This is a genomic window from Paenibacillus sp. MAEPY2, assembly GCF_000499205.1.
Classification (GTDB): Bacteria; Bacillota; Bacilli; order Paenibacillales; family Paenibacillaceae; genus Paenibacillus; species Paenibacillus vandeheii.
This window is the reverse complement of sequence record NZ_AWUK01000017.1, coordinates 192286-213801: the sequence shown is the minus strand read 5'-3', so window position 1 is coordinate 213801 and position 21516 is coordinate 192286. Positions and strand designations below refer to the sequence as shown.

General features: G+C 48.9%; 21 protein-coding genes. 20 read left to right on the top strand and 1 reads right to left on the bottom strand.

Going from position 1 to position 21516, the window contains the following annotated elements:
- The first annotated feature begins 96 nt into the window (after positions 1-96).
- The 19 genes from dapF (at position 97) to P364_RS0115995 (ending at position 18871) form a co-directional block, all read left to right on the top strand.
- Complete coding sequence (dapF, locus tag P364_RS0116085; RefSeq protein ID WP_024631124.1) at positions 97-930, top strand: diaminopimelate epimerase; 834 nt, start codon at positions 97-99, stop codon at positions 928-930.
- A 178-nt stretch (positions 931-1108) separates the two neighbouring features.
- On the top strand, positions 1109-2998 hold the full coding sequence (locus P364_RS0116080; RefSeq protein WP_024631123.1) for a bifunctional homocysteine S-methyltransferase/methylenetetrahydrofolate reductase: 1890 nt from the start codon (positions 1109-1111) through the stop codon (positions 2996-2998).
- Between the two features lie 19 nt (positions 2999-3017).
- The gene (locus P364_RS0116075; protein WP_024631122.1) at positions 3018-3917 is read left to right on the top strand and encodes a YicC/YloC family endoribonuclease; all 900 of its coding nucleotides are present in this window, start codon (positions 3018-3020) and stop codon (positions 3915-3917) included.
- 50 nt (positions 3918-3967) lie between these two features.
- Positions 3968-4228 carry an extracellular matrix/biofilm regulator RemA gene (remA, locus tag P364_RS0116070; protein ID WP_006209218.1) on the top strand — a complete coding sequence of 87 codons (261 nt, stop codon included), beginning with the start codon at positions 3968-3970 and terminating at the stop codon, positions 4226-4228.
- 13 nt (positions 4229-4241) lie between these two features.
- Positions 4242-4814 (top strand): guanylate kinase, encoded by a 573-nt coding sequence (gmk, locus tag P364_RS0116065; RefSeq protein WP_024631121.1) that lies wholly within the window; start codon positions 4242-4244, stop codon positions 4812-4814.
- Between the two features lie 157 nt (positions 4815-4971).
- Complete coding sequence (gene rpoZ / locus P364_RS0116060; protein WP_024631120.1) at positions 4972-5187, top strand: DNA-directed RNA polymerase subunit omega; 216 nt, start codon at positions 4972-4974, stop codon at positions 5185-5187.
- A gap of 120 nt (positions 5188-5307) precedes the next feature.
- A complete protein-coding gene (gene coaBC, locus P364_RS0116055) occupies positions 5308-6543 on the top strand; it encodes a bifunctional phosphopantothenoylcysteine decarboxylase/phosphopantothenate--cysteine ligase CoaBC (protein ID WP_024631119.1) in 1236 nt (411 codons plus the stop codon).
- Position 6544: 1 nt separating this feature from the next.
- On the top strand, positions 6545-9094 hold the full coding sequence (priA, locus tag P364_RS0116050; protein WP_024631118.1) for a primosomal protein N': 2550 nt from the start codon (positions 6545-6547) through the stop codon (positions 9092-9094).
- Between the two features lie 183 nt (positions 9095-9277).
- Positions 9278-9766 carry a peptide deformylase gene (gene def / locus P364_RS0116045; RefSeq protein ID WP_024631117.1) on the top strand — a complete coding sequence of 163 codons (489 nt, stop codon included), beginning with the start codon at positions 9278-9280 and terminating at the stop codon, positions 9764-9766.
- Between the two features lie 12 nt (positions 9767-9778).
- Positions 9779-10732, top strand: a complete 954-nt coding sequence (gene fmt / locus P364_RS0116040; protein ID WP_024631116.1) for a methionyl-tRNA formyltransferase — start codon at positions 9779-9781, stop codon at positions 10730-10732.
- Entirely contained in the window at positions 10729-12249 is a 1521-nt protein-coding gene (rsmB, locus tag P364_RS0116035; RefSeq protein WP_081718001.1) for a 16S rRNA (cytosine(967)-C(5))-methyltransferase RsmB, read from the top strand. The genes fmt and rsmB overlap by 4 nt, the downstream gene beginning before the upstream one ends.
- Before the next feature lie 254 nt (positions 12250-12503).
- Entirely contained in the window at positions 12504-13544 is a 1041-nt protein-coding gene (rlmN, locus tag P364_RS0116030; RefSeq protein WP_024631114.1) for a 23S rRNA (adenine(2503)-C(2))-methyltransferase RlmN, read from the top strand.
- A gap of 7 nt (positions 13545-13551) precedes the next feature.
- A complete protein-coding gene (locus P364_RS0116025) occupies positions 13552-14328 on the top strand; it encodes a Stp1/IreP family PP2C-type Ser/Thr phosphatase (RefSeq protein WP_024631113.1) in 777 nt (258 codons plus the stop codon).
- Positions 14325-16532 carry a Stk1 family PASTA domain-containing Ser/Thr kinase gene (pknB, locus tag P364_RS0116020; protein ID WP_024631112.1) on the top strand — a complete coding sequence of 736 codons (2208 nt, stop codon included), beginning with the start codon at positions 14325-14327 and terminating at the stop codon, positions 16530-16532. Before P364_RS0116025 ends, pknB begins: the two co-directional genes overlap by 4 nt.
- A 62-nt stretch (positions 16533-16594) precedes the next feature.
- On the top strand, positions 16595-17512 hold the full coding sequence (gene rsgA, locus P364_RS0116015) for a ribosome small subunit-dependent GTPase A (RefSeq protein ID WP_024631111.1): 918 nt from the start codon (positions 16595-16597) through the stop codon (positions 17510-17512).
- 1 nt (position 17513) lies between these two features.
- A complete protein-coding gene (rpe, locus tag P364_RS0116010; protein WP_024631110.1) occupies positions 17514-18173 on the top strand; it encodes a ribulose-phosphate 3-epimerase in 660 nt (219 codons plus the stop codon).
- A 2-nt stretch (positions 18174-18175) separates the two neighbouring features.
- Positions 18176-18427, top strand: a complete 252-nt coding sequence (locus P364_RS0116005; RefSeq protein ID WP_024631109.1) for a hypothetical protein — start codon at positions 18176-18178, stop codon at positions 18425-18427.
- A 167-nt stretch (positions 18428-18594) separates the two neighbouring features.
- Positions 18595-18675 carry a stage V sporulation protein SpoVM gene (spoVM, locus tag P364_RS35370; protein WP_019424875.1) on the top strand — a complete coding sequence of 27 codons (81 nt, stop codon included), beginning with the start codon at positions 18595-18597 and terminating at the stop codon, positions 18673-18675.
- 1 nt (position 18676) lies between these two features.
- Positions 18677-18871 carry a hypothetical protein gene (locus P364_RS0115995; protein ID WP_024631108.1) on the top strand — a complete coding sequence of 65 codons (195 nt, stop codon included), beginning with the start codon at positions 18677-18679 and terminating at the stop codon, positions 18869-18871.
- Here P364_RS0115995 and rpmB read toward each other — a convergent pair whose 3' ends face one another.
- Positions 18872-19060, bottom strand: a complete 189-nt coding sequence (gene rpmB, locus P364_RS0115990) for a 50S ribosomal protein L28 (protein WP_024631107.1) — start codon at positions 19058-19060, stop codon at positions 18872-18874.
- A gap of 641 nt (positions 19061-19701) precedes the next feature.
- On the opposite strand from rpmB, the gene P364_RS0115985 reads away from it, so the two are divergent.
- On the top strand, positions 19702-21510 hold the full coding sequence (locus P364_RS0115985) for a DAK2 domain-containing protein (protein ID WP_024631106.1): 1809 nt from the start codon (positions 19702-19704) through the stop codon (positions 21508-21510).
- Positions 21511-21516 lie beyond the last annotated feature (6 nt).

Below are 21516 nucleotides of genomic sequence, written 5' to 3'. Positions count from 1 at the left end.
ATTGGGGAATGATGGGTATGAATGTTCCTGGGGTATCCTGTAGAGGAGCAAGAATAACGCTTTGGCAGCAGACTGCCAAAAGGAGTGGGCAAGATGATGGAATTTACAAAAATGCATGGACTCGGCAACGATTTTATTGTTGTGTTTGGAGAGAAACAGCTTCCGGCTGATGCAGCAGAATTGGCTGTAAAATGGTGCAATCGATTTTTCGGCATCGGTGCGGATGGCCTGGTTTATATACTGCCTTCGGAGAAGGCGGATTTTCAGATGCGCATCATGAACTCGGACGGTTCGGAAGCAGAGCAATGTGGCAATGCTATACGCTGTGTATCCAAATATGTATATGATCACGGCCATGTGACACAAGAACAGATTACGATTGAAACCATCGGCGCGGGTGTACAACCTGTCAGCCTGAACATTCGAGATGGTAAAGTGGAAACCGTTCGTGTGGATATGGGAGAGCCTATCCTGAATGGACTTCAGGTTCCAACAACTGTCGATGCCAATCCGGTGGTGGATCATTCCATTGAAGCCAATGGACAGGAGTTCAAATTTACGGCTGTATCCATGGGTAATCCTCACGCAGTTATCTATGTGGATGATGCTGTGAATTTTGATCTCTCAACATGGGGGCCACTTCTTGAAGTTCATCCTATGTTCCCGAAAAAAATCAATGTAGAGTTCGCAACGGTTCGCGATCGCGGATATGTGGACATGCGTGTGTGGGAACGCGGTGCTGGGCCGACACTCGCCTGTGGAACTGGAGCTTGCGCAACCCTGGTATCCTCCGTTCTGAACGGACATACGGATCGAACAGCGGTGATCAGCCTCAAGGGCGGCGATCTTCATATTGAGTGGAGCGAAGCCGACAACCACGTGTACATGACTGGACCTGCTGAAGTTGTTTTCAAAGGAGTCATTTCGTAAAGAAGACGTTTAAATGAGGAGGCCTGACGGCCTCTTTTTTTGTATTAATATGAGAATTCCTACTGGTTCAGATGGTTATGGAGACTGGATTTCACGAAAAACCTGTGTTTTTCTTCGTTTTCAGATGTTTTTTGTGTTACATTAGTATGAAATGATCAGTCAGGCAGGGGGAAAAGGGATGAAGGCGGATTTGCGGAGTGTAATGCGGGAACGGGTCCTCATTGGGGATGGGGCAATGGGAACATTCCTGTATCAGATGGGATTCCCGGTAGGGATTTCTTATGAAGAGCTGAACTTGATTTCACCTGAAGTAGTGGCAGATGTGCATCGTCGTTATCGCGATGCGGGTACGGAAATTCACGAAACGAATACGTACTCTGCCAATTACGATAAGTTGTCCAAGTTTGGTCTGGAGTCCAAGGTGGAGGATGTTAACCGTGCCGGTGTGCGCATTGCCAAAGAAGTAGCTGGTGCGAACGGTTTTGTTCTGGGTGCGGTTGGTTCCATTCGTGGAGGCAAGCGGACAAACGTTTCAACGAGTGAATTGAAGCGTTTCTACCAACAACAAATTTTTGCGCTGCTCGATGAAGGAGTGGACGGCATTCTGCTCGAAACCTTCTATGATATTGAGGAGATGGATATCGCCCTTCTGCAGGCACGCAAGTTGAGTGATCTGCCGGTAATTGGACAGTTTGCTGTTGAGGATGTAGGGCACACACTGGATGGATATACAATGCCTGAAGCTTTCCGTATCATGCGTGAGCAAGGGGCCGACGTTATTGGTTTTAACTGCCGTTCCGGTCCAAACGGAATTATGCGCGCGATGGAAACAGTGTCAGGCCGTATCGGAATCCCGATGTCCGTATACCCGAATGCGGGTGCAGCGGACTACGTCGATGGTCAGTTCCGTTATGGAGCGTCCCCGGAATACTTCGGACAGACTGCCGTGCAATTCGCTGATCTGGGTGCGCGTATCATTGGAGGATGCTGTGGTACGACGCCTGATCATATCTCGGCCATTGCCAAGGCTCTTGTTGAATACACACCTGTGCCGATACTGGAACCAGATCCATCCGAGTCGAAACCGCGTATTATCCTGCATGAGAATGTAGATGAACGGTCTGGACGAGGTGGGCAGCCTACGATTGTGGATCTGGTCAAACAACGCCATACGGTCATCGTCGAACTTGACCCTCCGCGTGATCTCGATATTGCGAAATTTATGAAAGGTGCCGAGACACTGAAAGCGGCTGGTGCAGATGCGTTAACACTGGCGGATAATTCTCTGGCGGTTACCCGCATGAGTAATATGGCTCTCGGCCATCTGGTTCAGGATCGCACTGGATTGCGCCCCCTGGTGCATATTGCATGTCGTGACCGGAATCTGATCGGGACACAGTCGCACATGATGGGGTTTGATGCTCTCGGCATTAATCATGTACTCGCTGTAACAGGTGACCCTGCACGATTTGGTGACTTACCCGGATCGAGCTCGGTATACGATCTGACTTCTTTTGAAATTATACGTATGATCAAGCAGTTGAACGACGGCGTGTCCTTCTCCGGTAAACCACTTAAGCAGAAGGCAGGTTTTGTTATTGGTGCCGCATTTAACCCGAATGTGAAACATCTGGATAAGGCCGTGCAGCGGCTTGAGAAAAAGATTGCTTCCGGAGCCGATTATATTATGACGCAGCCGATATATGATCCCGAACTAATCGTAGCCATGCATGAAGCGACTAAGCACCTGGATGTGCCGATTTTTGTAGGGGTGATGCCGCTAGCCAGTGGCCGAAATGCAGAATATCTGCATAATGAGGTTCCGGGTATTCAGCTGTCGGATGAAGTGCGCTCCCGGATGGCCGGTCTCGAAGGTGAAGAAGGTCGGGCCATGGGTGTGAAGATTGCCAAGGAGCTTCTGGATGTAGCAACAGCGCACTTTAAAGGAATCTATCTCATGACTCCATTTATGTTCTATAGTATGACGGCCGAACTGACCCAATATGTGTGGGAGAAGTCAGAGCATCAATGTCCTACTTGTTTCAACCCTAATAATCAATTACAATAGTGTAACGGATGTGATGCCGATGTCATTCAGTATGACCGGATACGGTCAATCCGCCTTTCATTTTGAAGGCTATAAGGTACAATTGGAAATCAAGTCTGTCAATCATCGTTATTGCGAAGTGATGATGCGTCTCCCGAGAGAGTGGACGTGTTATGAAGATGGATTGAGGAAAAAGGTACAGAGCCGATTGAAACGTGGGCGGATTGATGTTTATGTAATGAAAGAAAAAGATGAAGACCAGGCTCTTCCCGCTGTTCTGAATGAGCAGGCGGTCAGGGCCTATCTTCAGGCCGCAGAGCAATTGGAGAGCCGCTATGGTATGCAGGGCAAACCGAGCATTATGGATATGCTGGCACTTCCAGAGGTCATGGTTCATTCGGATGGGACAAGTTCGCTTCCGGAAGAGCAGAAGGACGAATGGGAGCGTGTCCTGCAGCAGGGGTTGGAAGAGGCTTTGTCCGGTCTGGAACAGATGCGCGCCCGCGAGGGTCTTTATCTGGCCAGTGATCTAGAACGACGAATCAGTCGTCTGGAATCACTGCATACCGAGATGCTTGATCTTGCGCCGACTGTGGTGAGTGATCATCGCAACAAGTTAAGACAACGACTTACGGAAATGCAGGAAGAAGGCTCTTTCCCTTTTGACGAGCATAAATTGGGTATGGAAATTGCTATGTTTGCCGATCGTTCTAACATAGAGGAAGAGCTTACGCGTCTACTGAGTCACTTTGGACAGAGCAGGGAACTGCTGAAAAGTGATGAGCCAGTAGGCCGCAAGTTGGACTTTCTTATTCAGGAAATGAATAGGGAAGTTAATACGATTGGATCAAAAGCCAACCATTTGGCTCTGGTGAACCGTGTTGTCGAGATGAAGGCGGAACTGGAGAAAATTCGTGAGCAAGCGGCGAATATCGAATGAACGGTCATATTTCGGCAAAGAGTCGCATGTATAGGGGGAAGAACCTGATTATGGCAATCAAACTCATTAACATTGGATTCGGTAACATCGTATCGGCGAACCGGATTATATCCATCGTGAGTCCGGAATCTGCGCCGATCAAGAGGATTATACAAGAGGCAAGAGACCGTCATATGCTGATAGACGCAACGTACGGAAGACGTACTCGTGCCGTTATTATTACGGATAGCGATCATGTCATTCTGTCTGCGGTTCAGCCAGAAACGGTCGCCCATCGTCTTTCTTCGAAAGATGATGACAACGACGAATAAAATGGAGTGTAATATGTCTAAGGGATTACTGGTAGTGTTGTCCGGCCCATCTGGGGTCGGGAAGGGTACAGTATGCAGCGCATTGCGCAAACGGGTGCCGGAATTGATTTATTCTGTATCGGCAACGACTCGTCAGCCTCGTCTGGGTGAGGAACATGGCGTCAATTATTTCTTCAGAAGCCATGAAGAATTCCTGAACATGATTGCTGAGGATCAATTGCTGGAACACGCAGAATATGTAGGGAACTATTACGGAACACCGCGTGATTTTGTGGAGAAAACGATTAACGAAGGCCGGGACATCATTCTTGAGATTGAAGTTCAAGGCGCGTTAAAAGTGAAAGAAAAGTTCCCGGAGGGGATCTTTGTATTTCTGTTGCCTCCTTCATTGGACGAGCTTAAAGATCGCATTCAGGGCCGTGGTACGGAAAGTCAGGCGACCATTGATCATCGGATGTCCGTCGCGGTTGATGAGATCAGTCTGCTGGAGCAGTATGATTACGCTGTCGTTAATGATGAAATTGATTTGGCGTGTAAACGAATAGAAAGCATCATTATCGCCGAACATTGTAAGATCAATAAATAATCCATTTGCCGCCGCAAAATGCGATAATCAGTGGAGCTGCTGACATAGGATATATAGGTAGAGCAGTTCCAATCTGATTAGCGTAACCAGCGGAGCACCATGATTCCGTCAGGCGGGCAATTGTGATTATACTAATGCAAAGAGGTGTTTTGTAAATATGCTGTATCCTTCTATTGATGAAATGATGAACAAAGTCGACAGCAAGTATTCTCTTGTTGTTGCCGCTTCCCGCCGTGCCAGACAGCTTCGTGAAGGTGAGAAAACGGATTTGAGAAATGCCAGATCCCATAAACAGGTTGGCGTTGCACTTGAAGAAATTTATGGTGATCTGCTCGTTGTCATCAAAGGACAGGACGAAGAGGAAGAAGAGTAAGCCGCCTGCGGCTGCTCTTCAACTGCATACGGCGTAAGCCGGATTTATTTGACAACCGCGAGGTTGTTATTTTTTTCTTTATTCATCCTTTTTAACGTCGTATATATCGGGGGGATAACCATGTTGAACGGTAAAAAAATCGTGCTTGGTGTGACTGGCGGTATAGCCGCATACAAGGCGGCTACATTATGCAGCAGGCTGGTGCAAAAAGGAGCGGACGTTCATGTCATTATGACGAATTCCGCCAAACAGTTTATTACCGAATTAACGCTGCAAACCTTGACCCGAAATGTAGTATATAGTGATACATTTGATGAGCGGGAGCCTTCGGTGGTCTCGCATATCCATCTGGCCGATATGGCTGATCTTGTTTTGGTTGCTCCGGCAACAGCCAATGTAATTGCCAAAATGGCACATGGCATGGCAGATGATATGCTCTCCACAACCCTTCTTGCAACCACGGCACCGGTGATGATTGCGCCAGCGATGAATGTACATATGTATGATCATCCGGCTGTACAGCATAATATGTGCCTGTTAACCGAGCGCGGAACGATGATGATTGAACCGGGTGAGGGACAACTGGCTTGTGGCTATGTGGGCAAAGGTCGTTTGGAAGAGCCGGAAACGATTGTCGATGTGGTCGAACGTTTTTTTGAACAGCAGGAGTCTGCCAAACGGGAACGCAATGAACAGCTTTCTTTGTTAAGTGGTAAGAAGGTTGTGGTCACTGCAGGAGGTACCATTGAACGCATTGATCCGGTGAGATATATTACTAATGATTCTTCTGGGAAAATGGGTTTTGCCATTGCAGCGGTTGCGCGTGATCTGGGAGCGGATGTAACCTTGGTTATGGGAAATACCCAGGTTCAGCCACCAGCGAATGTACATGTAATCCCGGTAAAGTCAGCGCAGGATATGTATGATGCGGTAGCGGGCCAATGGGATGATGCGGATATCGTCGTTAAGGCGGCAGCTGTTGCGGATTATCGCCCCAAGGAAGTGTACACGGAGAAAATCAAGAAGAAAGGCGATACGTTATCGCTTGAACTTGTTAAAAATATAGATATTCTTGAAACTTTGGGCAAGCAGAAGAGCCATCAGTTTTTGATTGGTTTTGCAGCCGAGACGAATTCGATGGAAATGTATGCACGTGAGAAACTGGAACGGAAAAACTGTGATCTGATCGTAGCTAATGATGTCACCCGGGCGGGTGTCGGATTTGGAACAGATACCAACGCGGTGCACATTTATGACCGTGAAGGATTGGTGGAAGAGCTTCAGGTGGTGGCGAAGGAAGAGGTCGCTCGCCGGTTGCTTTCAATTGCGGCGGAGCGCATTGCCGGGAGGAATTAATATGGAGATCGCCAAGGTTATTGTCGATGTTCCTGTGAAGCAGACGGACCGGCCCTTTGATTATCTGGTGCCGGAATCCATGCGTGAATGGATTGAGATTGGCAGCAGGGTAGGTGTACCTTTTGGTCATCGAACGGTGCAGGGATTTGTCATTGATTTGGTGCCTCGTACGGGTACGGAGTCTTTCAAACTCAAACCGATTCAGGAGCTGTTGGATATCGTTCCCCCATTGTCTGAAGATTTGGTGGAATTGGCCGAATGGATGAGTGAGCGTTATGCCAGCAACCGCATTTTGTCTTTGCAGGTGATGGTGCCGACCGCGCTGAAAGGCAAAGCGGAACGGTATATTTCGCTTGGAGATGGTCTTGACGGACAAAAGGCTGGTTCGGAGTCTGGTGAAGAAGTCCTTTTTGTGTGGGGAGAGGAATCGACATCAGAGAAAGTGCAGCAAGATATTATTCGTTTTGTGAAGAGTCGTGGGCAGGTTCCCTTACAACAACTGAGTCGCAAGTACCCCAATCATGCTGCGCTGATCAAGAAGTTGTTACTTAGTGGTGTTCTGCTGGAAAGCCAGGCGATCAAGGACAAGCTGAATAAAAAAACGATGAAATCTATTGATCTGGCTGTGGATGTGGCAGCTGCGGAAGAGGCGTTGAATTCGTTTCCTGCAAAGGCCCAACGGCAGAAGGAAGTTCTGGCTTTTTTGCTGGAGATGAAAGAACTGCTGCCCATGGCGATGAAAGAATTGCTGGCCACACTTCAGGTATCAGCGGCTACAGTCAAAGGGCTGGAGGAGAAAGGGTTGGTTGTAACGGAGGACGTCGAAGTCTTTCGTGATCCCTATCAGGGCCGTAAGTTCCGTGCGACGGAGCCACTGAATCTGACCGACGAACAGCAGCATGTGTATAACAATATCAATGGTCGATTGCAGGAGAGACGCCATGGCGTCTTTTTGCTTCATGGTGTAACAGGCAGCGGCAAGACGGAAGTCTACCTTCAGACCATTCAGCGCTGTATTGAACAGGATCGACAGGCGATTGTGCTCGTACCTGAAATTGCACTGACACCGCAGATGGTGGAGCGTTTCAAAGGACGCTTTGGCGATCAGGTCGCTGTGATGCATAGTCGTCTGTCTGGCGGAGAGCGTTATGATGAGTGGCGTAAAATTCGGGAAGGCCAGGTGACGGTTGCCATTGGTGCCCGGTCAGCCGTTTTTGCTCCGTTCAGTCGTCTTGGCCTGATCATTATGGACGAAGAGCATGAGACTTCATATAAACAGGAAGAAACCCCAAAATATCATGCCCGCGATGTAGCGGTAAAAAGAGCACAGCAGCATCAGGCGGTCGTTGTTCTTGGTTCGGCGACACCCTCGTTGGAAAGTTACTATGCTGCACGTTCACAGAGTAATGATGATTTTGCACCACTTTTGCTGGAGATGCCTACCCGCGCACTGGGGAACAAGCTGCCAGAGGTACGGATTGTTGATATGCGGGAAGAGCTGAAGGATGGAAATCGCTCGATGTTCAGCCGCGCCTTGCATAAAGGGCTGGAGGAGCGGTTGGAGCGTGGGGAACAGACGGTGCTTCTGCTGAATCGACGCGGATATTCCACCTTTGTGATGTGTCGCAGTTGTGGATACGTTGCAGGCTGTCCCGAGTGTGATATTTCACTAACCTATCATCAGCGCTCCAACAATCTTCGTTGTCACTATTGTGGATATGCGGAAGCAGCACCAGAGGTGTGTCCGGATTGCGGCAGTGAGCATATTCGATATTTCGGTACGGGTACACAGCGGGTAGAGGAAGAATTGGCCAAGCTGTTCCCGGGTATTCGCGTTATTCGGATGGACGTGGATACAACGAGCGAAAAAGGGTCACATGAGAAGCTGTTGAAGCAGTTTCGTGAGAAAAAGGCAGACGTTCTGCTGGGGACCCAGATGGTCGCCAAAGGGCTTGATTTTCCGGATGTCACCCTGGTTGGTGTTATAACAGCGGACTCGGCACTCAATTTGCCTGATTTTCGGGCTGCCGAAAAAACATTTCAGCTGCTCACTCAGGTGGCGGGCCGTGCAGGACGGCATCAACTGCCGGGCGAAGTATTTGTTCAGTCCTACACACCAGAGCACTATTCGATTGGGCATGCGAGCCAGCATGACTATGTTTCGTTTGTCCGTGAGGAATTATTGCATCGGCGCAATTTGCAGTACCCGCCATACTGTCGTCTGATTCTGGTGACATTCTCGCATGAACAGCTTCCAGTACTGATCCGGCTGGCAGAGAACTACACACGAATATTGAAAGAAAAGGCGAATGCGGCTGGCTGGTTGGGAAGTCTGGATCGTTTCAGCAATGACGCCTTTGACGTGCTTGGTCCGGTAGCATCGCCCATTCCTCGGATCAAGAATAGATACCGATTCCAATGTATGATAAAATGGCGGGGGGATGTCGACGCCATTGGACTGGCGCTCGCGACGGCCCGGCGTATGGACGACGATGTTCAGGCGCAGAAGCTGCAAATTAGTCTGGATGTAGACCCGCAAATGTTAATGTAAGCATTTTGTAGTAAAATGCGGATGCAAACAAGCGGTATAAACATAGATTAAAAACAACATGAATGATGGCTCGATCTTTAAAATCAGTTTTTGATACCTGCTACATAGCAGAAAATCAGTACTTTTTTTTGAATGAGCCTGATGTCCTGAAATTATGATGAGGATTAGGAAGGTGCTTACAACATGTCGATTCGTATTATTGTGAAAGAACCGGATGAGGTACTACACAAAAGAGCTAAAGAAGTAACCAAAGTTACACCGAATGTTCAGAAGCTGCTGGATGATATGGCAGATACAATGTATGACGCAGAGGGCGTAGGTCTTGCTGCACCACAGGTTGGTATTTTGAAGCGCCTCATTGTGATTGATTGCGGAGATGAGCAGGGCCTGATCAAGATGATCAATCCGGAGATCATTTCGAGCGAGGGAGAGCAATTTGGACCCGAAGGCTGCTTGAGTATCCCTGGCATTAACGGTGATGTGCGTCGTTTTGAGACGGTTACCGTAAAGGGACTGGACCGTGAAGGCAAAGAACTGATTATTACGGGAAGTGGCTTGTTGTCTCGTGCTTTCCAGCATGAAATTGATCATTTGGATGGCGTACTCTTTACGGATATTGCTGAAAAAGTGTACGAAATTGCAGCCGATCAAACCGGGCCGCGTCGTAACTAAGGAGTGATTGATTTGAATATTGTTTTTATGGGAACGCCTGAATTTGCAGTTCCGTCTCTCGACATGCTTATCGCCGAGGGATATAACGTGGTTGGTGTAGTGACACAGCCGGATAAACCACAGGGCCGCAAAAAGGTGCTTACACCAACACCAGTCAAGGCTGCGGCAGAACGCCACGGCCTGCCTGTATTTCAACCCGTGAAACTGCGTGCCCCAGAAGCTGTAGCCCGATTGGCTGAATGGAAACCGGATCTGATAGTGACTGCGGCTTTTGGGCAGATTCTGCCCAAAGCTGTGCTGGATATGCCCGTTCGTGGTTGTGTGAACGTGCATGGTTCTCTTTTGCCCAAATATCGCGGTGGTGCCCCGATTCAACGTTCCATTATTAATGGAGAGTCGGTGACGGGAGTTACGCTGATGTTTATGGCGGAAGGCCTGGATACGGGGGATATGATCTCACGTGTGGAAGTGGCGATTACGGATGAAGATACATCAGGGTCCATGTTTGTAAAGCTTAGTGAAGCAGGCTCCAAATTGCTTCAGGAAGAAATGCCGCGACTGGTTGCAGGCGAAACAACGGCTGTCCCTCAGGATGAAGCCGAGGCTTCGTATGCTCGCAATCTGACTCGGGATGACGAGAAGATGGACTGGAATCGAACGTCGCGTGAATTGTTCAATCAAATTCGCGGTCTTGTGCCGTTCTCGGGTGCATTTACGATGTGGGATGAGCAGGTCTTCAAGGTCTGGGCAGCAGCAAATCCGGGGCAGGCGGGTCTACTCACGTCTTCGGATGCTGGACAAGCCGAGCCGGGAACGGTATTACAATTGGGCAAGAACGGCATTGAAGTTCGCACAGGTGACGGTTCTCTCTGGCTTACTGAGGTTCAGCCTGCGGGTAAAAAGGTAATGCAAGCTGCTGACTTTGCACGTGGCGGAACCCTGAAACCGGGAACGGTGCTGCAATGAGCGGAAATACACCGGGCCGCCCGTCAGGAACGGGTCATAAAGTCGCAGGAAATACATCCGGGCGCGGAGGAAACCAGGGTCGTCCAAACTCCGGGAAATCTGGTGGTGCAGGGAACAGGTCTGCATCCCAGTCCGCTGCAAATGGTGTCTCCCGCACTCCACGGCCCAAAACCTCCGCGCGTGCACTCGCAGTGAAGGTGCTCAGCGCCGTTGAGCAAGAAGGGGCTTACAGCAACCTTGAACTGAACCGGCGTTTGAAGGAAGCCGAGCTTAGTCCGGCAGATGCTGGACTGGCAACAGAACTGGTCTATGGTACGATCGCGCGACGGAATACCCTTGATTATTTTTTGGAAAGATATGTAGCCAAAGGCGTATCCAAACTGCAACCCTGGGTTCGCAGCTTGCTGCGCATTAGCGTATATCAGATGCTGTATCTGGACCGTATTCCGGAACACGCCGTGGTGAGTGAAGCTGTCAATTTGGCTAAGAAATTGGGACATCAGGGTATCTCTGGCATGGTGAACGGTGTTCTGCGGAACATGATCCGCAATCGGGATGAACTGCGAATTCCCGAACATCTGCCTGCTGCTGAACGTATCTCACTTGAGCACTCTCACCCGCTGTGGATGGTTGAACGCTGGATCAGTCAATATGGCGAAGAGAAAGCGGAAGCGATCTGTCGTGCAAATAATGAGCCGCCTGCGGTTAGTGTTCGTGTGAACACGACAATGACGACACGCGAGAAAATGATGCAAGAGATGGAGAGCACGGGGGCAGTCGTGGAACCTTCCCGGCTTAGTCCCGACGGCATTCTCGTTCGCAGTGGTGGTAATATGGCACTTACGTCCTGGTATCGGGATGGCTTGTTATCCGTACAGGATGAAAGTTCGATGCTTGTAGCTGAGGCTGTTGGGCCTGAGGAAGGTGAGACGGTACTGGACTGCTGTGCAGCTCCTGGTGGCAAGACAGCCCATATGGCAGAGAAAATGCAGGACCGTGGACGGATTGTTGCCAATGATGTACATGCTCATAAACGTCAGTTGATCATGGATCAGGCAGATCGTCTCGGACTCAGCTGTATTGATGCGGTGACAGGTGATGCCCTTGATCTGGATGAGCGTTATCCAGAGGCATCGTTTGACCGCATCCTGCTGGATGCGCCGTGTTCCGGTCTGGGTGTTATTCGCCGCAAGCCGGATGTCAAATGGACCAAAACTGCTGAAGACATTCAGGATATCTCCAATCTGCAGCGTGAACTGCTGGATCGGGTTGCACCCCTATTAAAGCCAGGTGGTATTCTGGTATATAGCACGTGTACAATCGAGCCTGCGGAGAACGAGCATAGGGTTGCTGACTTTTTGGACCGCCATCCGGAATACAAAGCGGCTGAAGAGTCTGCCTGGTCTGGTCTGGAAACAGCCGAGTGGAAGGTTGTGAACGGTGGTGTGCAGATTCTGCCACAGTACGCTCACAGTGACGGTTTTTTCATTGCGAGGTTGACAAGGATAGCGGATTAACAGTTTAATAGAGCACTGAAGGACAGCCGCCGAGGGGAACTTCGGCGGATTTCTTTGTGATAAGACTGAAGGTTAATGATCAGTTAAAAGTGATGATAGGGTGCGATGCAGGCATTGAGGTGTTATAATGCATGAAGTAAAGGCATCAAGGGTATACATGGATGTAAAGTGGTCTTTGTGATAGAATAGGACGAATGGAACGAAAAAAAGGAAGCCAAACGAAAAGAAAAGAAGGAATAGGTGTTGACAACAAAATGAAACCTTTTATATATGATTATTCCCTGGAGGAGCTGCAACAATGGGCTATTGAGAACGGGGAACCGGCATTTCGCGGTGGTCAGATCTTCGACTGGATTTATGTGAAACGTGTGAATGATTTCAGTGAAATGACGAATCTGTCCAAAGCGCTCCGTGAAAAGCTGACTGAACAATTTGAATTTGTTACACTTACTGAAATTACAAAGTTTGAATCCAAGGATGGAACAGTGAAATTCCTGTTTGGTCTGCATGATGAACATGCGATCGAAACAGTTATCATGAAGCACAACTATGGTAACAGCATCTGTGTAACGACACAGGTTGGATGCCGGATTGGCTGTACGTTCTGTGCCTCTACGCTGGGCGGACTCAAGCGTAACCTTACAGCTGGCGAAATTGTCGCTCAGGTTGTGCAAGCCCAAAAAATTCTGGATGAACGCGGTGAGCGGGTCAGCAGTATCGTGATCATGGGTTCAGGGGAGCCTTTTGAAAACTATGAAGCCACGATGACGTTCCTGCGGATCATGATTCACGAAAAAGGGCTGAATATCGGTCAGCGCCATATCACCGTGTCTACAAGTGGAATTGTACCGAACATCTATAAATTTGCAGATGAAGATACGCAGATTAACCTGGCGATTTCCATCCATGCGCCAAATGATGCTTTGCGTTCCAAGTTGATGCCGGTAAACCGTCGTTTTCCTTTCGAAGATGTAATGGAGTCTTTGCGTTATTATTTGGCCAAAACGGGTCGCAGAATTACGTTTGAGTACGCACTTATCGGCGGTGTGAATGATCAGCCGGAACATGCGGCAGAATTGGCAGGCGTGCTTAAGAACATGCTGTGCCACGTAAACCTGATTCCGGTCAACCATGTACCTGAGCGCAAGTACGTAAGAACATCCAGAAGCGACATTTTCAATTTTCAGAAGATTCTCTCGGAGCAGGGTGTTAATGTAACCATTCGTCGTGAACAGGGACATGATATTGCTGCCGCTTGCGGTCAGCTTCGTGCAAAGCATATGGAGTTGAGGTGAGAACGTTTTGATCAAAACAGTTCATGTGAGCCATATCGGACGGGTGCGTTCGGTGAATGAAGATTCAGCCTGGATTCGAAATCTCGATACAGGTTATATTCTGGGTATTGTTGCCGATGGTATGGGCGGTCATCTTGCAGGAGATACGGCGAGCCGCCTGGCGGTCGAGACGTTGGTGCAGGATCTGGGGACGCTTGAGCCGGGTCTTTCACATGCGTCTTTGTCAGCCGCATTGAGCGATGCTATTTTGCATGCCAACGAAGTGATCTTCCGCACGGCATCTACGGATGATAATTATCATAACATGGGGACCACCGTAGTTGCGGCATTGCTGAATGATACGGAAGGCGTTATTGGTCACATCGGTGACAGCAGGGCATACAAAATTGCAAATAAACATGTGATCCAGTTGACCGAGGACCATACACTGGTGAATGAATTGTTCAAAAATGGTCAGATCAGCAAAGAAGATGTCTCACATCATCCGCGTCGCAACGTGCTGACACGTGCACTTGGGACAGATGCTGAAGTGAAGGTGGATCTGGATACCGTTAAGCTGGAAGAAGGCGAAGTTCTTCTATTGTGCAGCGACGGGCTTAGTAATCTGGTCAGCAATGAGCAGATCATTCAGGTCGCAGGTAATCTGGAACTGGCGTTGGAAGATCGGGCTGATCGTTTACTTCAGCTGGCTTTGCTTGCGGGTGGAGATGACAATATCACGATAGCTTTGTTTGAACTGCAAAAGGAAGGTTCCGTGATATCGGAAACGGGGTGTGAGTCATGATTGGGCACCAGCTAGGCGGACGCTATGAAGTGATCGAGCGTGTCGGCGGCGGCGGCATGGCTCTTGTGTATAAGGCCCAGGATCTGTTGCTCAACCGGAATGTTGCCATCAAAGTGTTAAGACAGCAATTTGTGCATGACGAAGAATTTATTCGCCGTTTCCGCAGGGAAGCACAATCCGCAGCATCGCTGTCTCACCCTAACGTGGTCAGTATTTATGATGTGGGTCAGGAAGATGAAGTTCATTACATTGTTATGGAGTATGTCGAAGGCAAAAACCTGAATGAAATTATTAAAGAGCGGGCGCCTTTGCAGGTGGACGAAGCGGTTCGGATCGCCTCCCAGATTGCAGATGCTCTCGATCATGCACATCATAATCAGATCATTCATCGGGATATCAAACCCCATAATATATTGATTGGCCGTAATGGTCGTGTGAAAGTAACAGATTTCGGGATAGCCCGTGCGGTTACGTCCACAACGATTACACAGACCGGCTCGGTAGTCGGTTCCGTTCATTACTTCTCACCTGAGCATGCCAAAGGCATTGTGACTGGCGAGAAATCGGACTTATATTCTCTTGGTATCGTACTCTATCAAATGCTAACTGGGCAGCTTCCGTTCCTGGGAGAAAGTCCGATCAGCGTTGCTTTGAAGCATTTACAGGAAGAGTTTGATGAACCACGCAAATTCAATCCGCTGATTCCGCAAAGCGTGGAGAACGTTATTCTGAAATCCATGCGCAAAAATCCGCAGGAGCGTTACCAATCTGCGAAAGAAATGCAGACAGATCTGGAAACCTGCCTGATGCCGGAAAGACGTAATGAAACGAAGATTGATTTTCCGGATGAGGATGATATCGATCAGACACGTGTCATGCCGGCGATCAAGCCGGAGCCGCGTGGGGTCACATCTACAGGTGCTGCACCCGTGATGGAGTCTGATGATGATAACAACAAGGGCAAACCCAAAACAAAGAATTGGAAGAAGCCAGCGCTGCTGATCTCGTTGACGGTGCTTATTCTTATCGCGATGGTTGGAGTTGTATGGTACGTGAGAGGCATGCTTGTTGTGCCTGATGTGAAGGTTCCCAATGTTGTGAGTCAGACCGAAGAAAAGGCTCGTCAGATGCTGCAGGATAACGGGCTTGTTGTCAGTGATAATGTCATCCGCGAGTACAAGGAAGGCATTGAGCCGGGTATTGTATTCGATCAGAGCAGGGATGAAGGCGATATCGTCAAAGAAGGATCTGAGGTCCAGCTGAGTGTCGGGGCTGAAAAAGAACTGACCAAAATGATTAGCGTTGAAGGCAATACCTATGATGAGGCTGTCAAGAAGTTGATCGCTCTTGGTATCAATGAGGATCAGATCAAACGGAAGGATGATTTCTCGAATGACATTGCATCCGGGAACGTGATCTCCCAGACCCCAGGAGTTAATGAAGAATTTGATCCCGAAGCGACTGAAATTGTTCTGACTGTGAGCCAAGGCTCCAAAACGATAAAAATGCCGGACTTGAAAAACCGTACTCGAAGTGAGGCGGAGAGTATACTTAAATCCGCCGACCTTGTCCTTGCACAGGTTCAGGAAGAACCGAGTTACACCGTAGATAAAGGCAAAGTGACACAGCAATGGCCTGTGGAAGCCGGTGCAGAGGTGAATCCTGGTGATAAAATTACCATTTTCATTAGTACAGGATATCCGAATGAGGCACTGAACTACGCCTATAACATTAACGTTTCGCCAAAAGAAGTAGGAAAGAGCAGCAAAATTCGAATTACTTTCGAGGATGCTCGTGGCAAAAGTCAGGAATGGGGAACTCGTACCATCAAGTCTGCCCAGATGCTGACAATTCCGCTTATTTTGGCTCCAAACGTGGATGGTGTTGTCTCTGTCTACCGGGATGGCCAGTTCCTGGATACGTATCTAGTATCCTACACTGAGGCCAAAAACGGGACGGTAGTTGTGCCTACCATTGAGCCCGAGAAGGGTGCAGAGCCACCTCCAACAACGGAGGAGCCTGATCAAGGCGGTGGTGGTGACGAAGGCACCGTGGATACGAATCAGGAAGGTGAACCTGATACACCTGTTGAGGGTGAAGGGGACAACGAAGAGGCAGATACTTCTGCGATGAAGAACGGTAATGGTCACGTCAAGGGGAAAGATAAGAAAAAGGAAGTCATTAACGCATCAAGCCGTCCGTAAGGGCGGCTTATTGCTGACGTTCAGGGTAGATGTACTGTAAATTAAAGGAGGGCGACGGAGCTATGCCAGAAGGTATCATCGTTAAAGCGCTAAGCGGTTACTATTATGTCATGCCATTGGAAGATAACGGGGTGCCTTCGGTTGAAGGCTCCGCCGTTCAATGCCGGGCCAGGGGCATATTCAGAAAACGAGGTACCTCACCGCTTGTGGGTGACCGTGTCAGTTATATGCTGACAGAGAACGGGGAAGGAACAGTAGATGAGATTCGAAAACGTGAGACGGAGTTGATTCGTCCCCCGGTAGCCAATGTAAGTCTGGCTGTTCTGTTATTTTCCGTGAAAGAACCGGACATGAATCTCAATCTGCTGGACAAATTCCTGGTACATATTGAGCAAGCCGGACTGGATGCACTGATTGTGCTCACCAAGCAGGACCTGGCTGATCCGGAAAACGATGCACGTGATACAGTAGCTGAAGTAAAGGCACTATACGAGCAGGTCGGATATGAAGTTATCTCGACCAGTTCACGAACCGGTGAAGGCAATGAACAACTCAAGAAGCGTCTTGCCGGCAAGATTAGCGTATTCTCCGGACAATCCGGTGTAGGTAAATCTTCCATGCTAAACGCCCTGATGCCAGGCCTGACGCTGGAGACCAGTGCAATCAGTATGCGTCTAGGCCGAGGGAAACACACCACCAGACACGTGGAGCTCATCCCCCTGGATAATGGTGGCTTTGTCGCCGATACGCCGGGATTCAGCCAACTGGACTTTCTAGAGATTGGTGTGGAGGAGCTATCCACTTGTTTCCGGGAGTTCGCTCAATATGCGGACCAGTGTAAGTTTCGAGGTTGTACGCATACGCATGAACCAGGTTGCCGAGTGCTTGCAGCCAAAGCGGAGGGAATGATCTCCGAAAGCCGTTATCACCATTACGAACAATTCCTTACAGAAATGAAAGACAAGAAGCGGAGGTACTAACATGATTAAAATTGCCCCATCTATTTTATCTGCGGATTTTGCCCGTCTAGGCGCGGAAGTGGCGGAAGCCCAAGCTGCTGGCGGAGACTGGATTCATATTGATGTCATGGACGGTCATTTTGTCCCTAATATTACGCTTGGACCTGCGATTGTAAAAGCGATCGCTCCACATACAAGCTTGCCACTTGATGTTCATTTGATGATTGAGAATCCGGAGCGTTATGTCGAGGAATTCGCGAAAGCTGGTGCTGCCGTTATTACGGTTCATGCCGAAGCTTGTGTGCATCTGCACCGGGTTATTCATCTGATCAAGGAGCAGGGAGTCAAAGCAGGGGTTGCCCTTAATCCGGGAACTCCGGCGAGTGCTATTCAGGAAGTGCTGGACGATGTGGATATGGTGCTTGTCATGACCGTAAATCCAGGTTTTGGTGGACAGGCTTTCATCTCCGGCACCATGAACAAAATCAAGCAAATTCGCAGCTGGCTGAACGAAAAAGGACGTCATGATGTGCATATTGAAGTGGACGGCGGTATTGCTGCCGACACGGCTCCACTTGTGGTGGAAGCGGGAGCGGATGTGCTTGTTGCGGGAAGTGCTGTATTTGGACGTGAAGATCGGGCTGCCGCGATTGCCGAAATTCGCAGTAGCTACGGAGGCTGAGCATGAACCTCAAGGAGACGCTGTGGACAATGGCTGCAAGTCTCGTTACGGGACTGGTGCTGGCTATGTTTGCGGTTATTCAATCCCCTTATAATGCGATTACGTCATTGATCGGGGTTGGTGTTGTCATTATGTACTTCCGCAAATTTGACCGTACAGGACTTCGGGTTACTTTTGTGATATTCAGCATACTGTATTACTTATTGAGTGTATTCATGATTGCTGTCTATCAATATATCCCTACCCAAACGTAAATGACCTGATAACCGGGCTCGTCATTGTGGAATAGGGACAGAGGGTTCCGCATAAATATGGTTACATGAGCAGGTTTCTCATGTAGCCTTTTTTGTCGTGTTTAACGTAAAGAAGGCCTGGAGCATAAGATACGGCGGATGCATGAGCATGATGGGGAGGGTGAAGTATGAAATTTTACACATTCAAACTGCCGAAGTTTTTGGGAGGGTTTGTAAAGGCAATTCTTAATACGTTTCAAAAGAACTGACATGATTAAATGGTTACATTGGCGAATACCGCCGCTTTGGCTTCAGGATCATCTGGAATTCGGACCTGCGAAGCGCCATGCGGCGGCCATTCACATGCTGATGTGTGTATTCATGATTTTATTTCTGAATACCAAAAAAGCACCTGCAAGGAACAAGGTGCTTTTTGCTTACCCGATTTATAGTAGCTGTGCGTGATTATACGCGAGTCACTTTACCGGCTTTCAGTGCACGGGTGCTTACGTATACACGTTTTGGTTTACCGTTCACGAGAATACGGACCTTCTGAACGTTTACGCCCCAAGAACGACGGTTACGGTTGTTAGCGTGGGATACGTGGTTACCGGTGCCCGGTTTCTTACCTGTCACATAACATTTGCGAGACATAGATTACACCTCCTATCCTAAAATAACCAGTTGCCCTCCGGAGACACGAATGTCATTCCATACGGACTAAAATTGTTCTTCCTGACCGCAATGGCCAGGTTCCAGTAGCTAATGGTGTGTTCAAGCCGGCATAGCCGGATCATTTCCATTACTAAACCTGCATAAAACAATACTTGAATATAATATCATATTGAAAAAAGCTTCGTCAACTGATCCAAAAACTTTATTTATTTCTCCTGTCTAATATAGTACAATGTTGAATAGTCCATAATACAGTGGTGAACAGGCTGTTGCCACGGGGTAGCCGGAGAAAAAACCGGCCTTAGAGGTCGGTGGTCTGCTTTTTTGGCAACGCTGTGAGCTGCGGCATTCCATCATTGGCACCAGTCTCCATGCGGCATTCATGCCGGCTCTTGATACCGGTGCATATCCGTATGCCCCGAATTAGGGGTTACAGAGCAATTGCAGGATATCGGTTGCCCGGCCGCCCAGACCGTTAATCCGGCTGACATTATGTATTGTATGCCTGTGCCGGACAAGGTATGGACGAAGAATAACGCGATATGCGTTTGCGCATGAACAGACCAGATACATCTTGGTGCAAGATGTTCGTGTATCAAGCTAGGAAGGGGAATTCTCACTTGAGTATACGTTCTTTAAATGGAACAGATTTCACCGCAATGGTACTTGCCGGAGCGGAACAACTTGGACAGCATGCGGAGCACGTCAATTCCCTGAATGTTTTCCCTGTGCCGGATGGCGACACGGGAACGAACATGAATTTGACAATGAGTGCAGGAGTCGCAGAGATTAAACGCAAGAGTTCTGCCTCCATCGGAGAAGCTGCCGGTATTTTATCGAAAGGCCTGCTTATGGGTGCACGGGGGAACTCCGGAGTAATTTTATCTCAATTGTTCCGTGGATTCAGTCGTTCAGCTGCTCCTTACGAGGAACTGAATACACTCCAGTTCGCCGCAGCCCTGCAGAACGGTGTGGACGCAGCTTACAAAGCTGTAGTGAAACCCGTTGAAGGGACCATTCTTACCGTAGCCAAGGAAGCGGCGAAACATGCCAGCTACTACGCAAGACGGACGAATGATATAACTGAATTAATGAATGAAGTTTTGTTAAAAGCAAAAGAAGCACTGGCAATGACTCCGGAACTGCTGCCTGTATTGAAACAGGTCGGCGTTGTGGATTCAGGCGGCCAGGGGCTTGTATATATCTACGAGGGCTTTATGGACGTTCTGTTGCAAACGGACGGGGCTAGTCGCACAACCTTTCAGAAAGACGTACAGCCAACCGTAGCTTCGTCTGCATTGAAACCGGCTGCACCGTCAGAACTAATTCCTGCGAAGCCTGCACAGCAGGTGATCGTGCCGGAGATGCCAATGTCTGCTCAAGCGAGACTGGAAACGGAAGATATTGAGTTCCTGTATGACATGGAGTTCTTTATTAATCGCGAGCTGGGAGAGAACGCAGGCGTTGCATTCGATGACGAGGCATTCCGGAAAGCGTTGTCAGTTAACGGAGATTCCATCATTATTATTGCTGACGATGAAGTGATTAAGGTTCACGTGCATTCCAAGACACCTGGAGATGTATTAAACCTGGCCCTCCGTTATGGAGAAATCACACAAATTCACATTCTCAATATGCGTGAGCAGCATCGTGATCTGCTGACTGCTGGCATGGACATAGCGCCATCGCCTGAATTGTTCGCAGAGATCCCGCCTGAAGCAACACGCAGTCTGGAGCAAGCGGAGCCACCAGCAGATGAGATGGCGCCATATGGCTTTATCGCGGTATCTTCCGGGGATGGCATTGCAGAGATTTTCAAGAGTCTCGGCGTGGATGTTGTTCTGTCTGGTGGACAGACGATGAATCCGAGCACTGAAGATTTTGTGAAAGCGGTGCGTTCGATTGCAGCGGAACAGGTGTTTATTTTGCCGAACAACTCCAACATTGTACTTGCTGCGCAGCAGGCTGGAGAGTTGCTTGAAGATGAGCGCCGAATTACAGTCATTCCGAGCAAGACGATTCCTCAGGGCATGGCAGCGGCTTTTGCTTTCCAGGAGGATGAGTCTGCGGAAACCAACCGTGACCATATGCTTGAGGCAATTAGCCGGGTGCAGTCTGGTCAAGTGACTCATGCGGTCAGAGATACGCAATATGATGAGCTTGATATCAAAGCGGGACACTACATCGGTATCCACAATTCCAAGATCGTGGCAACAGACGAAAGCATGCTGCACGCATGTGAAGGCTTGCTGCAACAGATGATGGAGAGCGGAGATGAAGTGATTACCATTCTCGAAGGGGACGAGGCGACCCCTGAGATTACTGATGCGCTTGTAGCTTGGCTCGAAGAACAATATCCTGATGCTGAGGTAGAGGTGCATCTTGGAGGACAGCCGGTTTATTATTATTTGTTCTCTGTAGAGTCCTAATAGAGA

Bases quoted from the DNA above. Each gene is read 5' to 3' on its own strand.
- dapF (WP_024631124.1), top strand. From the start codon at position 97: ATGGAATTTACAAAAATGCATGGACTCGGCAACGATTTTATTGTTGTG.
- P364_RS0116080 (WP_024631123.1), top strand. From the start codon at position 1,109: ATGAAGGCGGATTTGCGGAGTGTAATGCGGGAACGGGTCCTCATTGGG.
- P364_RS0116075 (WP_024631122.1), top strand. From the start codon at position 3,018: ATGTCATTCAGTATGACCGGATACGGTCAATCCGCCTTTCATTTTGAA.
- remA (WP_006209218.1), top strand. From the start codon at position 3,968: ATGGCAATCAAACTCATTAACATTGGATTCGGTAACATCGTATCGGCG.
- gmk (WP_024631121.1), top strand. From the start codon at position 4,242: ATGTCTAAGGGATTACTGGTAGTGTTGTCCGGCCCATCTGGGGTCGGG.
- rpoZ (WP_024631120.1), top strand. From the start codon at position 4,972: ATGCTGTATCCTTCTATTGATGAAATGATGAACAAAGTCGACAGCAAG.
- coaBC (WP_024631119.1), top strand. From the start codon at position 5,308: ATGTTGAACGGTAAAAAAATCGTGCTTGGTGTGACTGGCGGTATAGCC.
- priA (WP_024631118.1), top strand. From the start codon at position 6,545: ATGGAGATCGCCAAGGTTATTGTCGATGTTCCTGTGAAGCAGACGGAC.
- def (WP_024631117.1), top strand. From the start codon at position 9,278: ATGTCGATTCGTATTATTGTGAAAGAACCGGATGAGGTACTACACAAA.
- rsmB (WP_081718001.1), top strand. From the start codon at position 10,729: ATGAGCGGAAATACACCGGGCCGCCCGTCAGGAACGGGTCATAAAGTC.
- rlmN (WP_024631114.1), top strand. From the start codon at position 12,504: ATGAAACCTTTTATATATGATTATTCCCTGGAGGAGCTGCAACAATGG.
- pknB (WP_024631112.1), top strand. From the start codon at position 14,325: ATGATTGGGCACCAGCTAGGCGGACGCTATGAAGTGATCGAGCGTGTC.
- rsgA (WP_024631111.1), top strand. From the start codon at position 16,595: ATGCCAGAAGGTATCATCGTTAAAGCGCTAAGCGGTTACTATTATGTC.
- rpe (WP_024631110.1), top strand. From the start codon at position 17,514: ATGATTAAAATTGCCCCATCTATTTTATCTGCGGATTTTGCCCGTCTA.
- P364_RS0116005 (WP_024631109.1), top strand. From the start codon at position 18,176: ATGAACCTCAAGGAGACGCTGTGGACAATGGCTGCAAGTCTCGTTACG.
- spoVM (WP_019424875.1), top strand. From the start codon at position 18,595: ATGAAATTTTACACATTCAAACTGCCGAAGTTTTTGGGAGGGTTTGTA.
- P364_RS0115995 (WP_024631108.1), top strand. From the start codon at position 18,677: ATGATTAAATGGTTACATTGGCGAATACCGCCGCTTTGGCTTCAGGAT.
- rpmB (WP_024631107.1), bottom strand. From the start codon at position 19,060: ATGTCTCGCAAATGTTATGTGACAGGTAAGAAACCGGGCACCGGTAAC.